We start from the raw sequence: 15,544 nt of genomic DNA, 5'->3' as shown, positions 1-15,544 counted from the left end.
GGAGCGCATCAGTATTCCCAGGACATCCGCATCCCGTAGGTCCGAGGTGCGGCAATGGTACTCTGGTCACCAAAGTCTGAAGGCTGGATGCCTCGGGTATAGAACTCGTCGGTAAGGTTGGCTCCGAATGCGCTCACGCGCAGGTTCCACGGCTCGTAGAAGTAGCCGACGCGAGCGCCCCATACTTTGTACGCAGGTTGTTTGGTCTGCTCACGGTTGGAAGGTTCGTTGAAAAACTCATCGGTGAAGTACAGTGTGCCGACCACTTCGAATTGATGATTGCCCAGCCACCAGGACTTGGCGAGAGCCAGGTTTCCTGAAATTTCAGGGGTTTTTACGATGCGGTTGCCGGTAAAGTCCTGATTACTAGCAGTTTGACCGGAGTTGTCGATGTAGCCCTTGGCATTGGGGTACGACGTATACTCGGCGGTTTCGAGCCAACCCATGCCGCCAGCCAGTACCAGCCCCTCGACCAAGTGCGGTGCAATCAGCCAGGTAAAGTCAAAATCCAGCCCACGAATATGGGCAGATTCTGCATTTTCGAAGGACACTGCACCGCCAGTCGACAGCGAGACGAACTGAACCTGAAGATTTTCCATGTCGTAGTCAAAAATGGCGCCGTTAATCATAAGTGTACCGTGGAAGAAGCTGCTCTTTGCGCCAAATTCCCAAGCGGAAACTGATTCAGGCTCGGCAAAGGTCGCCGGACCGTTGACAGCCAAGGGGTTATAGGTGGCACTTTTAGTCGCTTCCTGATAACTGAGATAGATCAGAGTTTCATCATCAAAGGGGTGAAGTTCCAGCGATACTTTCGGGCTCAACGTCTGTTCAGAATGATATGGGCCAACAACGGTTCCATCCTGCTTTTGGGCCGTGTTGCGATCTTCCAGCGTCAACTCTTCACCGGCAACCAGAATTCCGAAGCGGGAATCTTTCATCTCCCGGCTTTCGTCTTGATACCGCAGACCAAGGGTAAGATCGAGCCAGTGGTTAAAGGTAAACGTCGTTTGCAGGAAGGCTGCGTCGGATTTAGTTTCCACCAACGTGGTGGCAAATAGCCGCTCGATTGGCAGACCATCGCCTAGGTTAGCTACCAGATCAAAGGTATCCAGTTTGTCCACCAAGCTCAGAATCGGTTGTAATGGATCGTAGATGGCGTCCAGGGTTGAGCTAAAGAACAGTGCCTCTGCGCGTGATCCTGGCTCAATCGTGCCGGTCAAACCTTCAAAATGATACAGCCCAAATATCCACTTCATCCACTCGCTGCCCCAGGACTCCTGATTGGATATGAACTGCAACTCCGCGGTCTGAATATCTGCGTCGAAACCTTTGTTGAACAACACCATAATCGTTTCTTTAGTGCCATCAAAATCGGCTGTGGTGCTGGTTTGTACTTTTTGATCACTCGCCAACAATTTGATATCAAACCAGGGCGTGAAGAACTTTGCCGAACCGTAGTAAACGCGATTTTCCGCAAGTTGTTCACAGCAGCCATCAAGACTCGCTTCGTCGCTGCCTTCTTGATACTGCTTGCGTTCTGCGCCCAGTGTTACCGCCAAATCTGTTGCGGTACGCGCAGGGAAAATTGTGGTGCCGGGTGCATCGGACTCGATATCCAGTGCCGACAGCGTGATATCGGCCCAATCTGTTGGGGCCCAGCGCATTTTTACCCGTACACCCTTGTTGACGTCGTCTTTCTGTTCTACTTGAGGGTCGGGATGCACATTCTGAATATAGTGCTCGGTTTGAGAATAGATCGGCGATACCGAAACCGCAAAATCTTCACCCACCGGGATATTTACATAGGCCTTGGTGTGAAGCTCAGGGTAGGTGGCGCGGGTTATATTCAGCTGGGCCTGAAATTCCCCCAGCGTTGGGTCGCGGGTAATAATGTGCATGGCGCCGCCCGTGGTATTACGACCAAACAGAGTGCCCTGCGGGCCCTTCAACACTTCCACCCGTTCCAGAACCCCAAAATCCTGCGACAGGCCTAAGGCGAAGGGAAAATAGATGCCGTCTATATAGTTAGCAACGCTGGGGTCGGCCGTTAGAAAGGCATCGGTACCGATTCCACGCAGATAGACTGTGGTGAATGCCAGTAGGGTACTGATATTCAAGCTCGGCACCAACTGTTGCAGATCGGCCTGGGTGGTAATCCCCATGGCATCCAGCTTTTCTTCACCAAAAGCCTGGATGGAAATGGGCACATCAGCAGGGTCCTCTGCCCGCTTCTGAGCCGTAACCATCACCTCCTCCAGCAGCCGACTGGCGGGGCGTGCTGCAGCGCTTTCGTTGGCCTGTACACCGGTTATTGTGGAAAGACTCGTGGCTATTAATGCCGTATGTATTATTGTCGTTTTTTTCACGACCATCCTCCGCGGTTTTTAACTCGCTGCCAGCGGTCAGGTTCTGCTGGCATTGTATGTTTGAATGCTGCTTTTGGGGTAGCGCTCTGTGAGCGATCGCTTGGCAGCGTGTGCTCCTTGTTTCGCTGGTGACCTTAAGGGGCTGAGCCTGATAGTAGTTGACTTGAAGTCCCCAAACCTTGACTTCAGGCGCTTAGGGAGCATAAGGAATCCTGACTCGCGCGAACGGAATGGTTTTGCCTGGAAAGAGACGTTCAGTGTGACTTTCGGCATGCTAATTTTAAGGCTCGAATATGAAGAGTTGGCACGCTAACGTCGATCAGTGCGGGGAAGGACTGATGATTTCAATAACACAACGATCCACCAAACACATCTCCGGAAGCGTGTTGTCCGGAGCCAACGAACTGATCCGTGAACTTGGCGGCGCACCCGAAGTCCTCGCTGAATGGGCCGGCTTGCCTAGTGCGTGTTTGTCCGACAGGGATATCCCGGTTGATGTGGCGAGTGTTTTGCGTTTGCTTAATACCGCCGCTGCCAATCTCGATTGTCGAAACATCGGTATGATTCTCGCTGCCCGGAATGGTCTTGATGTGTTTGGCCCACTCTGGATTCTGCTGCGCAGCGCCCGCACTGTGCACCAAATGCTGGAAGATCTGACCTCCAACTATGATATGTACACCCGAGGAGCGGCTTTATCGCTGCAGCCTGATGCCGACGGTGCCGCCTTGTGCTGGGATACCGTATCTCATCTTGATGAAGACGCCACTCAGGCTGCAGAGTACGGCTTCGCGCTCTGTGTCTATGAGCTACGCAGGGTTCTGCCCAGTTTTACGCCGCGTGCTGTGCAATTCCGACATGTTCCGCCGCAAGACATCCGGCTGCACCGTGCATTGTTTGGTAATGAGCTTTCATTCAACCAGGACCGGAATGCGATTTATTTCTCCCACGAAACCCTTGGCACTCAAATGAGTAGCGCGAACAGCCGCGCCTATTCGATTATGCAATCGACACTGCGGTGCGATGCGTCTATTGCCAGAGCAGGCTTGAATGAGCGGATTGAAAATATAGTCAGGTTTTTACTGCCATATAGTCCCTGCACAATCGATGAAATATCTGACGCTACCGGCCTTAGTATCCGCACCCTACAAAACCGCCTGACTCAGCAGGGTACCAGTTTCAAACAGATCAAGGATCAGGTGCGCTATGACTTGGCTTTGAAATATCTGCGAAGCTCTGATCTCAGTCTCGCAGAGATATCTGAAATTCTGGGTTACTCGGAACTCAGCGCTTTCAGCCGTTCTTTCCGCCGTTGGCATGGCCAACCGGCCAGTGCTGTTCGACGTGTTGCCATTCGCTAACAATGGCGAATGGTTTTGCGCAGGAAATGAAAACTCCCGATGCTCCTAAATTGATAATCTGAATTCCGTTGTCCTGTTGCAGTTCAGATTTCGCGACAGGCTAAAAGCTACGGGAAAGCAGGTGATTCATGGAACTGACAAAATCCATCAGAGACAAGTCTGACACCGTCAATCCGATGTCCTCAGACAAATTTTTCAAGGGAAAACGCATCCCCGGTGAGGCGGGCGTTTGGGTTCTGGTGCTTGGCGACGCCATGGTGTTTCTCCTGTTATTTCTCAGTTTTCTGGCATACCGAAGCCAAGACATCGTGCTCTATAACAATTCCCAGATCCAACTCAACATGCACTTCGCTGCGTTGAATACCCTGTTACTGCTGGCCAGTTCCTGGTTCGTGGTAAGTGGTCTGCAGTTACTGCGACGTGAGATGGCCGGACTGGCCTTACGCATGTTCAAGCTGGCCTGGTTGTGCGGTTTCAGTTTTGGCGTCGTTAAAGTTATTGAGTACAGCGAGAAGTTTGAGCAAGGCATTACGCCACTGAAGAACAGTTTCTACATGTTCTATTTTGTACTCACCGGGATTCACTTTGTTCACGTATTGATTGGCCTCGGCGTACTCGCCTGGATGATTTCCGTTGTCAAACGCTCTACAAGTGGTGCTCAGAAAATTACGTCGCTTGAGAGCGGAGCGACCTACTGGCACTTGGTCGATTTGCTCTGGATCGTTCTGTTCCCCCTGATTTATCTGGTGAGATGATGCGTGAACTTCTGCTAACCCGTGAAAGCTTTGTCTGGTTGATTCTGATGTCGGCCACAGCTGTAGCCTGGATCATGAGTACATTGCCGAGCTTTGACGAGGTTGTTGGTAACTCGTCAATGATCCTGCTGATCGCTTTTTTCAAAGTGCGTTTGGTCGTAGTGCACTTTATGGAAGCCGGCCATGCGCCGGCTGCATTGCGCTGGGCCTGTGAAACAGTGATTGTGCTGGCCTGCGTGCTTGTACTGACTTTTTACCACTACGGTGACCAACTGGTTGCCGCTGGCTTTCCGGTGAGCTGAGGGCGGTTCTGATGAGCCCATCCAGACAGTCTCGATCATTGCCGGCTTTTTTTGGTTCGCAAGAAATATTTCTGAGTGTTTCGCGTGGTGTCAAATTTGTAGAACCTTACGTCAATTGTTACTGGTTTGACTGTTCTAGTATCAGAACCCTGTTAACAACAAGCGTCGAATTCGCGGGAGAAGAATTATGTACACTCATGCCGCCATTGATCTCACATCCATTCTCGACAGTGTCTGTCTTCGCAACGCGCATAAATCGGCGATCAGTTTTGAAGGAAAGACTTGGACCTATTCCGAGTTTGACACACGTTGCCGCCGGCTGGCGCGTTACTTAAAACAGCATGGCGTGCGCAAAGGGGATCGTCTGGGCTATGCCGGACAAAATCATCCGGCCTTTCTCGAAACACTGTTTGCTGCTGCGCATCTGGGGGCAATCTTTGTGCCCGTCAACTATCGCCTATCCGGCCCGGAACTTACCTACATTATAAATGACGCCGGTATGCATACATTGATTTTCGACGGCTTTATGCAAGCTACCGTGGAAAATATCAGCGCGGATCTATGCACCCAGGGTTTACTCGCGGTCGACGCACCGGCATCACCGCATCCGGATTATGAGCAAGCCATTGAGGACAATCATCCCTTACTGGAGACAGTCCCGGTTAGCGCCCAAGACGTTGCCTTTATCATGTATACCTCAGGCACTACAGGCACGCCGAAGGGCGTCATGCTTACCCATGGCAATATTTTCTGGAACGACTTGAATCTGCGGTTGATAGAGGATATCTACGGCGAGGTGGTGTTGACCTGTTGCCCGATGTATCACATTGCCGGTTTGAATTGTGCCGCGTTGGCGGCGATATTTCGGGGTGCTCATCAACATATCCATCGTATGTTTGACCCGGGCGAAACCCTACGCACGATCGAGCGGGAAAAAGTCAGTGCGCTGTTATGCGTACCCGCAATGCTGCTATTTATGAGTCAGCATGAGGAATTTGATACCACGAATCTCTCATCCGTGCGCGCTTTGCTCAGTGGTGGAGCACCTGTTCCACCTGCACTGATCAAGCGTTATCAACAACGGGGCTTGCCCTTTTATCAAGTATACGGCCTTACCGAAACCTCTCCCTATGCTTTGATGAATCTTGCCTGTGATACCAAAACTCACCCTGAAGCGGCGGGCAAACCGGTCATCTTTACGGAAGTCAGAATTACCGATGGAAAGGGCAGGGAAGTACCAACCGGTGAGCAGGGCGAAATCTGTATTCGTGGCCCAAATGTGATGAGCGGCTACTGGAACAAACCTGAAGCAACCACCGAAGTGCTGACGGAAGACGGCTGGTTTTCCAGTGGCGATATCGGCTATTGCGACGACAATGGCTTTCACTACATAAGCGATCGCAAGAAAGATATGGTGATTAGCGGCGGCGAAAACGTTTATCCGGCTGAGGTTGAAGCAGTTCTTTACCAGCACGAAGCCGTTCAAGAAGTGGCGATTCTAGGGCTTCCGGACGATAAATGGGGAGAGGCCGTTACCGCTGTGCTGGTAGTTAAAACCGGTACCGAGATCACGCTGGAAAGCCTGCGTAAGTTCTGCGACGGAAAACTGGCCCGATACAAGATACCTCTGCGGCTGTTCGTTGTTGATGAACTGCCACGAAACCCTTCAGGAAAAGTACTGAAATACGTGCTGCGTGAACGCCTTTCCTCACCGTCTGCCCAAGTAGCCTGATAGAGAGATCATTATGAAAACAATTAAAGGCAGGGTCACAGTGATTACCGGTGCCGGCTCAGGAATCGGCCAAGCGCTGGCGCTGGAATTGGCGAGCAGGAGCGCCCGGCTTGCGCTCTCTGATGTCGATGAGCAGGGATTAGCTAACACAAAGGCCCTAATCAATACGGAAAGCCCAAATTGCGAGGTGCGCTGCTATCCACTGGATGTTTCCTGCCGCACATCCGTATTTTCTCACGCTGAAGACGTTAAGCGAGATTTTGGTACGGTAGATTGGCTGTTTAACAACGCTGGCGTAGCTCTCTACGCCAGTGTGGAAAATATGACACTGGACGAGTTTGACTGGGTCCTTAGTATCAACCTGTTTGGCGTGGTGTACGGCACAAAGGCATTTTTGCCACTGATGCTTGCACAAGGCGAAGGCCACATCATCAATATCTCCAGCATACTCGGTTTGTTTGCTACGCCCGCCAGCAGTGCCTATTCCACTGCAAAATTTGCGGTGCGTGGTTTTACTGAAACGCTGGCGCGAGAACTTGAAGGCACTGGCGTGTACGCCAGCTGTGTTCACCCTGGCGGCATCAAAACCAATATCGGTGCCGCGGGCAAAATGGGGAGTAAAGCGGGAGCTTACGAAAAGCAGTGCATTGATAACGCCGTCCGCCACCTTAAGACTGAACCCCGGGATCTCGCGATTGAGATTATCAAGGGGGTACAACGTAAGAAACGCCGCATTATCGTCGGAGACTCGGCCAAACTGGCGGACGTGATTGCGCGCTTACTGCCAGCCAGCTACGGCAAGGTGTTCCATGCGGTAAGGGGGTTATAGGGTGAGCCTTCCCGGCGATCGCGAGCACATTTGCCACTACAGCACACCCAGTACGTGGGGGCGCCTGCTTAAACCTGTTGCCCGGGCAGTGTTTAAACTCTTGCTGGGCGGCAACACCATCGATATATCGAAGGCCCGCAAGCGATTGCACTTTATGGGCTTACTCAGCGGGACGCCAAAAGGGATTGCGCGGCACTCCGCCGAATTGGACGGCCCCTCCGGGCCACTCAACGCTGAATGGCTGGTGCCTACCGGAGTGGCTACTAACGACCCTGTGATTCTCTATCTGCATGGCGGCGGGTATATCAGCGGCTCCATCGTGAGTCATCGGGATCTCGCCAGTCGATTGGTCTTGGCGGCGAAGGCGCGTTGTCTGGTTCTGGATTACCGGCTGGCGCCAGAAGCGCCTTTCCCCGCCGCATTGGAAGACAGCATTGCAAGTTGGCGCTGGTTGCTAAAGCAGGGAATACGCCCCGAGCAAATCGTCATTGCCGGTGACTCTGCTGGCGGCGGGCTGGCACTGGCGACCGGATTGCGTTTGATCCAACTTGGCTTACGCCAACCTGCCGGTTACTACTGCCTTTCTCCCTGGACTGATCTCACGCTCAGCGGACAATCCATAACCGAGCGACAATCTCGTGAGCTGGTATTGGCCAACCCAAAACTTTTGCTCACTGCGGCTGACGCCTACCGAGCAGGCCAGCCTCCGGATCAACCCCTGCTTTCTCCGCTTTGGGGAGCTCTCCACCGTCTGGCACCATTGCTGATCCACGTTGGCAGCGAGGAAGTGCTGTTCGACGACTCGTTGCGTTTTCACCAGCGAGCACTGGCGGCGGGCGCTGAAAGCCAGCTGAAAATATGGGAAGGGATGTGGCACGTCTGGCCACTGCTCCATCGACTGGGTCTGCCGGAAGCGCGCTCTGCAATGACTGATGCGGGAGCCTTTATTCAGTCCATGGCGGGTGTACGGTCACTGATGACTACCAACTCTACCCCTCAAGCCAGCCCAACAGAAAAACAGAAGGAAAGGACGAAATAATGGATCCAAGAACGAAGGTCGATGTAGAAATCCTGATTGTCGGCAGCGGCCTCTCCGGTATCAGCAGCGCCCTAGCACTGTGCCGTAGTGGAATTACCGATTTTCAGATTCTGGAAGCGGCTGATAAGCCCGGCGGCGTATGGCGCGAAAATATCTATCCCGGCGTTGCCTGCGATATCCCATCAATCCTTTATCAATTCCGAGATGAAAAAAATCCAGACTGGAGCAAACTCTACGTCGAGGGCAGTGAGATCATTGACTACTTGCAGCGAGTTCAATGCAAGTATGGTCTGCCGCAAAAAACGCGCTATAGCACGGCTGTACAAAATGCAGTTTACAAGGAGAGTGAAGCACTTTGGCGTGTGACAACCGTACAGGGTGAAACACTGCGCTGCCGTTATCTGATAAAAGCCACGGGCGCCTTTAACTCGCCAAAAATACCAGCTTTCCCCGGGCTGGAAGACTTTCAGGGCGAGATCTTTCACACCGCACAATGGCCAAAGGACATCGACCTGGCGGGTAAACGGGTGGCAGTTATCGGCACCGGAGCCAGCGCCATTCAGCTGGTGCCCATCGTCGCCGCGTCTGCTCAACAACTCACTGTGTATCAACGCACGCCCATCTGGCTGCTACCAAAACCGGATTTCAAGGTTCCCGCTCCCTTGCGCTGGGGCTTACGTAAATTCCCTAGGCTGCACGAAAGATATCACCGCCTTTCCCACAAAAGCATTGGTCACTTTCTCTCGGTGGCACTGGTTTCCTCGGGCAAGCATCCGCGTTTTCATCGCGCTTTGGAAATTGCCGGACGCTGGAATATTCGGCGGCAACTGAAAAACAAGGAGCTTATCAAGCTATTCACGCCGGGTTACAGCCTGGGCTGCAAACGCCCAAGCTTTTCCAATAACTACTACCGCACTTTCGAAAAAACCAATGTCACCCTGAATACGCAAGGTCTAGAGCGTTTAACCGCTACAGGTATCAAGACCCAAGACGCAAATAAGGTAGAACCCTTTGATGTGATTATTCTCGCAACCGGCTTCAATATTTTGGGCGACGAATCCGCCAGCCTGCCAGCTTTTCCGGTGACGGGACGGGAAGGAAAAGACCTGCGGGAGTACTGGCACGTGAAGGAAGGGTTTAAAGCCTTCCGGGGCGCGGCGGTTAATGGTTTTCCTAATCTCTTCCTCAATCTGGGTATCCCCTATGCAGGAGGTACCAGCTGGTACGAAACCGCCGATATGATCAGCGCCCAGATCGCGGTTTGTGTAAAAGAGGCCCGTACCCGAAACCAACCAATCATTGAGGTCAACGCGGAAGCTGTAGATAGCTATATGAAATCGATGGATGACATGCTCACGGAATCCGTACAGAGAATCGGACATTGTGCAGGCTCTAACAGCTACTACTACGACAAGTCCGGCAACAACCCAATTTATTCCGCAGAGCCGGCGGCACTGACTTGGCAGAAAGCTACTAGCGAGGTAAATGCTGCTTATAGTTTCAAGAGCTATGAAATTGAAGCCTATAGTGATTCAAATATATTGCGGGAGCTTGTGCAGTAGTCTCGGGCAATAATTGTGCTATGCATTGTAGAAAAGTAGGAATGTCGGCATTCAATGGTATAGCGGACGGAGACTTAAGTACCTGTACCGTCCGCTTATGACAAACTGCCGTCGTCTAAGACGGCAAGGCCACCGTCAGCTCTTGTCGCAAAAGCGACGTCCCAAAATGGTCATAAGCAGACAGTCAGCATAGCCAAAACTTCCCCCTAAATCTCCACTTTCCCCCTATTTCAGAAGCCTTAGGCTCACTAGTACCTTTTAGTCGACGCTAACTTGTTGATATTTAAATGGGTGGGTATATGATCAGGGGAAAAGGAGCTTAAAACAGATAGAGGGAACTGGTCTTGCTAACATCAATCTCTAACTCCACGAAATGTATCCAAGCCCATGAAATCTCTAGGGTTTCGGGTGCCATTCCATATTTAGATCTCGAGATAAGGAGCCTCAGTGATATAAGGCCCCGGTCTTCATAATAAAACTGTTATGTTTTTCCGAGGAGTTAAGCATTGATCGAGAAAAGGCATCGCTGGATTATATGGGGAGTCGTCTTAGGCGCACTAATTACGCCTATGCTGAAACATTTCGCTCCTAAAGTTGTGCGATTTTATTCAGATCCCAAAAGGTGCACCACTGTGATTTCTTCCGAAGGGAGTTCGGAATATTGCCTAACCGAACAATATCTTCCTCCGATTGAATGCTTCTTTGATGAAGAGAGGAGTAAAAGCCGGGAGTGTTGGGCGCTTAACGGCCTCGCCGAAGATAACAAGAAGGAATTGTCTTTCAGTGTTTTCGGGCATTTAGTCACTATCAAGAGAGAGCTGGGCACACCAGAAAAATGATGCCAAAACATAACAAGGCCAATCACCGCGACGTATTTTTCTTTCCGCCTGCGGCTCCACAAAAAATACGCGCGTGTTGGCGGCGTTGAGGCTGTAGATTTTCTCTAAAAAACCAGTGTTTTTTGCTAAAATCAGGCATCTGATCAGGGAGTGATGGCATGCCCAAGTTCAAGCCTTACGACTACAACCAAGATGCGATGGTTGTGATCAATTTTGCAGAGCAAATCCAGCCTGGTACTTTCGAGTTTACGCTGCACCACCTCATAGAAAATCATATCGATCTGTCAGCGTTCTACGACAAGTACAACAATGACGAAGGTGGACGCAAGGCCTACGACCCGGCGGTGCTACTCAAGATTATCCTCTTTGCGTACTCCAAGGGCATTACGTCCAGCCGGGAAATTCAGTGGCAGTGCGAACATAATATTATCTTTAAAGCGTTGTCCTGCGACTCGGTACCCCACTTCACGCTTATTGCCAGTTTTGTCAGCAGCTACCCCGATGCCATTGAGGCGGTGTTTGAGGAAGTGCTGCTGGTCTGTGATCAGCAAGGCTTGCTGGGCTTGGAGCTGCTTGCGATCGACGGTTGCAAAATGTCGTCTAATGCGGCGAAAGAGCACTCCGGCACCTTTGATGAACTCGCACAGAAATCCGCCAAGCTTCGCAAACAGATCCAGCATCATATAAAGGAACACCAGCGACTGGATGCGCGTAAACCCAACGAGAAGGCACGCAAGCAGCGCGCCGAGCAGGCCACCAATACCTTGTTCGAGCAGTATAAGAGGATCAACGATTTCCTAAAGACAGCAGCCCCAAGGATGGGGCAAGGACAACGACCAAAGGAAGTAAAAAGTAATATCACCGATAACCAATCCGCCAAAATGCTGACCAGCAAAGGCACGATCCAAGGCTACAACGGGGTAGCCTCCGTGGATAAAAAAAACCAGATCATTGTGGATGCCCAAGCCTTTGGCGAAGGTCAGGAACACCATACACTCAAACCTGTTCTAGGCAGGGTCGAGAGCCGCTTCAAGCGCTTGAATATCAATGCCTCCATCTATGGAAAAGGCTTGATCATCACCGCTGACACTGGCTTTGCGAATGAAGCCAATAACGAATTCCTGAAGAAGAACCGGATTAACGCCTACATCCCCGACAATCAATTCCGTCAGCGTGATCCAAAATTCAAAGATCAGAAAGCTAAGTACGGGAAGCGCCACCGGGACACGGTGAAAGGCCAGAAGTCAGTCATTCCGGCCAGCGAGTTTACTCTCAATGTTACAAAGAAAACCTGCCATTGCCCGACAGGAAATGAGATGTGGCTGCACAGCGAAGGCACCACCACGGGCGGCAAACTCAAGCTCAGCTTCGAGGGCAAACTCACCGACTGTCGGCATTGCCCGATTAAGACTGACTGCATGCGCAACCCGGCCTCAGCCAATACACGGCATGGCCACGGTCGCCAAGTGGCCTTCACTATTGATAGCGGCAAGACAGCGACAGACTGGATGAAGAAGCGCGTCGATAGTGCCAAGGGAAAACTGATCTACAGCCACCGTATGTCTGTAGTGGAGCCCGTATTTGGTAACATCGGCACCAACAAGGGCTTGAACCGCTTCTCACTGAGAGGCAAAAACAAGGTTCAGGGGCAATGGCAGTTATATTGCTTAGTCCACAATATTGAGAAGCTCGCCCGCTATGGCCGAATCGGGTTACATTAAGCGGAATAAGGGCCAATTACAGCTCAAAGTGGCGGCCTCAGAGCAAAATGAAGCGAGCTGATAGAAATCCAAAGGAGAGCAGGATGCGTTGTGAAAAAACCCGAAGATAACCAATATTCTGAGGCGCGAGGAATCATGTGTTCTGCTAAATCAGAAAATCTACAGCCTCGTTATACGCAAATCTAGTCTGGAGAGAATTTTAGAACAGGGATGCCATGTCAATAAAAAATATACAAAAACTAAAAAAATTAGGTATCTTCCAGGATCATACGAACAATAGTGCTAAAGATTTCGGAAAATACAATTTGTTCTATGGATGGAATGGAAGCGGAAAAACCACGCTTTCGGGTGTGTTTCGGTGCATCGAAAGAAAATCTTCTTCAAGTAGATTTCCTTCTTCAGAGTTCACTGTAAATGTAGATAATGGCACTACAATCACACAAGCGAACGTGGCGGATTCTGACCTTAACGTTTACACCTTTAACCATGACTTTATTAACGAAAATATTTCATGGAATAGTGTTGTAAAAAGCATATTGCTTGTTGACAAAGAAAAAATAGAAGAACGCAAAAAACTAGAAAAATTAAAACAAGAGCAGGAAGTCGATAGCAAAGCGTACGGCATAGAAGCGGAAGCAATAAGAATACTAGATGGCGCTGTTTCAAAGTTTGGAACCGATAGCGCGCGACACATGAAGACAAGTCTTCAGTCCATTGATACGACGGACAGTTACTACCTTAACTACGATAAGCGTAAATTTGGAAAGTTCATAGAAGACCACCTTGAAGAATGTAAGTCGGACGATTCACTTCTTGATGATCAAAAAATTGTTGAATTAACCAATGCTGCGAGGCCTGATCAAAAGTCCCCAATCACCTTTAATAAACGCTCTATTAATCAAGGTACTTTAAACAAAGCTAAAGAACGACTTGATGACCTTTTGAAAACTAGCGTGGTCAGCCAAACTATTCAGCGGCTTGTTGATCATGGTGATATAAAGTCTTGGGTTGAAACTGGCCTTGACCTTCATAAGCGCCACGATACAAACGAATGTGAATTTTGTGGTAACACCATTACCGAAGAACGCATTAAAAAAATTGAAGCCCACTTTAATGACGATTACAAAGCCTTTAAGACCCGGCTTGAAAGTGCCGATGGCTGGCTTGCCAGTCAATATGTTCAGCCCCCAACGCTACCGCCCGCAAGTGATTTTTACGACGAATTCAAAAATGGGTACAACGAAGCATGTACGGCGTTGGAAAAGGCAATCACAGACCTGAACGAAGAAATTACGGTCTGGCACAATGTATTAAAAGACAAGACAGCTAATCCACTTGAAACCGCTCTAACGGTTCAAGTTATCAATGAATCATCCGTGAACGCGTTTAACGATGCTATGACCGCTATTGGCGCAGCTGTTCATAAGCACAATCATAAGTCAGGAAATTTCAAAGAAGAAACTGATAAAGCTAAAAAGCAACTTGAACTTCACTATGCGACTACTGAAGTGAAATCATTCGGGTATCACGATAAGAAAAAAGAAGTCGTTGATCGAACTACCGCAAATGGAACACTAAAAACAACAATTAACACTAGAAACAAAGTAATCCGAACACTTGAAGATTCACTATCAAATGAAGGTTTGGGCGCTGACCAATTTAATGAATCTCTTCATAAGTTTCTTGGGCGCAGTGAACTAACCCTCCGATTCAATCCGTATAAAAAAGGGTACGAAATATTGCGGAACGATTCCGTTCCGGTAGAAGGAAATTTGAGCGAAGGTGAAAAAACGGCTATTGCGTTTGTTTATTTCATAACCAAGTTGAAAGAAAACGATAACAAGATGGAAAATACTATCGTTGTTGTCGATGATCCTGTTTCAAGCTTTGATTCGAACCACTTATTTCATGCGTATTCGTTTCTTCGTAGCAATTGTGACAAGGCAAAGCAGCTATTCGTATTTACGCACAACTTTACTTACTTCAAATTGATCCGTGATTGGTTCGAAGGGGTAAACCGCAACAGAAGAAGAAAGAACCCTCCCAAAGATTCAAATGCGTTATTTTATACAATTGAAGCCTCAATAGCCGCCCCACGCCAATCGACATTTAAAGACGCAGATTCTAGTCTGGTCGATTACAATTCAGAATACCATTATATATTTACAAAACTTCATGCATACAAAGACAATCCAGCACTGTCACGCGACGAAGCCTTTTTAACCGCTAATCTCGCAAGAAAACTGCTCGAATCATTTTTTAGCTTCAAGTTTCCGAAGCACCGAAGTGATATTGCACAACTTATGAATTGTGGCTTGATCGGCTGCAAAATCACAGATGAAGCCACCAAAGAAAAGATTTATCGCTTCATAAATAAGTATTCACATAGTGCCGTAATTGAAATCAATGAAGACTCGTCTGAAAACCTTTTAGGTGAAAGCCAAAATGTAATTGGTGATATTTTTACTTGGCTTCAAGAAGTTGATGAGATTCATTACAACGAAATGCTCGAGGTAGTTGCATGATTAGTGTAAAAGCGTATACAAGCAAAGGCAGCGGACGCTTGCAGCGCCGCTGCTTGGGGAGTTGAGGCTGCAGAATTTCTCCTGTGCGATTGTCCGCTTAGTGATATAAGGCCCCGGTCTTCGGAATAAAACTGTTAAGTGCTTTTCTTGAAAATTGAAACTGGAGTAAAAATTGGCGATTAAAACAAGAAGTCTAAGGTCTGCGGCGGGAAGATCAAGAAGTGTTGTCGTTGCTAAGTCTTTGAATGAAGCATTGTCGAAGAATAAACAAACAGCATTTCTTTGTCATAGCCATAAGGATCAAGAGCTGGCGAAAGGGCTTCAAGTCCTGCTGAAAGAGAACGGTTGGGATGTATACATAGACTGGGAAGACAATGAAATGCCGAGTTCGCCTGTAATCCCCCCATTTACCGCAACAGCTATTCGTAGAATTTAAGCTGCTTTTAGCAGTTGTCTTGGAGGTATGCCTCCTATCGCCGAGTTGGGCCGTTCATTGTTGTACATCCAGAGCCACTC

General features: G+C 49.4%; 12 protein-coding genes. 11 read left to right on the top strand and 1 reads right to left on the bottom strand.

Annotated elements, in window-relative coordinates:
* Positions 1 to 8 precede the first annotated feature (8 nt).
* Positions 9 to 2,246, bottom strand: a complete 2,238-nt coding sequence (locus IB286_RS14175) for a TonB-dependent receptor (RefSeq protein ID WP_190766657.1) — start codon at positions 2,244 to 2,246, stop codon at positions 9 to 11.
* Positions 2,247 to 2,752: 506 nt separating this feature from the next.
* Between IB286_RS14175 and IB286_RS14170 the strand changes: the two genes are divergently transcribed.
* The 11 genes from IB286_RS14170 to IB286_RS14120 all read left to right on the top strand — a co-directional run bounded on the left by IB286_RS14170 (position 2,753) and on the right by IB286_RS14120 (position 15,464).
* Positions 2,753 to 3,724, top strand: coding sequence for an AraC family transcriptional regulator (locus tag IB286_RS14170; RefSeq protein ID WP_190766655.1), 972 nt, complete (start codon positions 2,753 to 2,755; stop codon positions 3,722 to 3,724).
* Between the two features lie 128 nt (positions 3,725 to 3,852).
* Positions 3,853 to 4,479, top strand: coding sequence for a cytochrome c oxidase subunit 3 (locus IB286_RS14165; RefSeq protein WP_190766653.1), 627 nt, complete (start codon positions 3,853 to 3,855; stop codon positions 4,477 to 4,479).
* Positions 4,479 to 4,781 carry a cytochrome C oxidase subunit IV family protein gene (locus IB286_RS14160; protein WP_190766650.1) on the top strand — a complete coding sequence of 101 codons (303 nt, stop codon included), beginning with the start codon at positions 4,479 to 4,481 and terminating at the stop codon, positions 4,779 to 4,781. The genes IB286_RS14165 and IB286_RS14160 overlap by 1 nt, the downstream gene beginning before the upstream one ends.
* A gap of 187 nt (positions 4,782 to 4,968) precedes the next feature.
* A complete protein-coding gene (locus tag IB286_RS14155; protein ID WP_190766648.1) occupies positions 4,969 to 6,513 on the top strand; it encodes an acyl-CoA synthetase in 1,545 nt (514 codons plus the stop codon).
* 13 nt (positions 6,514 to 6,526) lie between these two features.
* Entirely contained in the window at positions 6,527 to 7,342 is an 816-nt protein-coding gene (locus IB286_RS14150; RefSeq protein WP_190766646.1) for an SDR family NAD(P)-dependent oxidoreductase, read from the top strand.
* 1 nt (position 7,343) lies between these two features.
* Complete coding sequence (locus tag IB286_RS14145; RefSeq protein WP_190766644.1) at positions 7,344 to 8,381, top strand: alpha/beta hydrolase; 1,038 nt, start codon at positions 7,344 to 7,346, stop codon at positions 8,379 to 8,381.
* On the top strand, positions 8,381 to 9,943 hold the full coding sequence (locus IB286_RS14140) for a flavin-containing monooxygenase (protein WP_190766643.1): 1,563 nt from the start codon (positions 8,381 to 8,383) through the stop codon (positions 9,941 to 9,943). Before IB286_RS14145 ends, IB286_RS14140 begins: the two co-directional genes overlap by 1 nt.
* Positions 9,944 to 10,575: 632 nt before the next feature.
* Positions 10,576 to 10,782, top strand: coding sequence for a hypothetical protein (locus tag IB286_RS14135; protein ID WP_190766641.1), 207 nt, complete (start codon positions 10,576 to 10,578; stop codon positions 10,780 to 10,782).
* Between the two features lie 158 nt (positions 10,783 to 10,940).
* Entirely contained in the window at positions 10,941 to 12,503 is a 1,563-nt protein-coding gene (locus IB286_RS14130; RefSeq protein WP_190766639.1) for a transposase, read from the top strand.
* Between the two features lie 215 nt (positions 12,504 to 12,718).
* Positions 12,719 to 15,028, top strand: a complete 2,310-nt coding sequence (locus tag IB286_RS14125) for an AAA family ATPase (RefSeq protein WP_190766637.1) — start codon at positions 12,719 to 12,721, stop codon at positions 15,026 to 15,028.
* A 172-nt stretch (positions 15,029 to 15,200) separates the two neighbouring features.
* Entirely contained in the window at positions 15,201 to 15,464 is a 264-nt protein-coding gene (locus IB286_RS14120; RefSeq protein WP_190766635.1) for a toll/interleukin-1 receptor domain-containing protein, read from the top strand.
* Positions 15,465 to 15,544: the final 80 nt, after the last annotated feature.

Origin of the sequence: Spongiibacter pelagi (genome assembly GCF_014705705.1) — a bacterium.
Taxonomy (GTDB): Bacteria; Pseudomonadota; Gammaproteobacteria; order Pseudomonadales; family Spongiibacteraceae; genus Spongiibacter; species Spongiibacter pelagi.
This window is presented reverse-complemented; position numbering and strand designations above follow the sequence as displayed.

What these genes read in the sequence shown, in the direction of transcription:
- IB286_RS14165 (WP_190766653.1), top strand. Translation starts at nt 3,853, where the DNA reads ATGGAACTGACAAAATCCATCAGAGACAAGTCTGACACCGTCAATCCG.
- IB286_RS14155 (WP_190766648.1), top strand. Translation starts at nt 4,969, where the DNA reads ATGTACACTCATGCCGCCATTGATCTCACATCCATTCTCGACAGTGTC.
- IB286_RS14130 (WP_190766639.1), top strand. Translation starts at nt 10,941, where the DNA reads ATGCCCAAGTTCAAGCCTTACGACTACAACCAAGATGCGATGGTTGTG.
- IB286_RS14175 (WP_190766657.1), bottom strand. Translation starts at nt 2,246, where the DNA reads ATGGTTACGGCTCAGAAGCGGGCAGAGGACCCTGCTGATGTGCCCATT.
- IB286_RS14150 (WP_190766646.1), top strand. Translation starts at nt 6,527, where the DNA reads ATGAAAACAATTAAAGGCAGGGTCACAGTGATTACCGGTGCCGGCTCA.
- IB286_RS14125 (WP_190766637.1), top strand. Translation starts at nt 12,719, where the DNA reads ATGTCAATAAAAAATATACAAAAACTAAAAAAATTAGGTATCTTCCAG.
- IB286_RS14140 (WP_190766643.1), top strand. Translation starts at nt 8,381, where the DNA reads ATGGATCCAAGAACGAAGGTCGATGTAGAAATCCTGATTGTCGGCAGC.
- IB286_RS14160 (WP_190766650.1), top strand. Translation starts at nt 4,479, where the DNA reads ATGCGTGAACTTCTGCTAACCCGTGAAAGCTTTGTCTGGTTGATTCTG.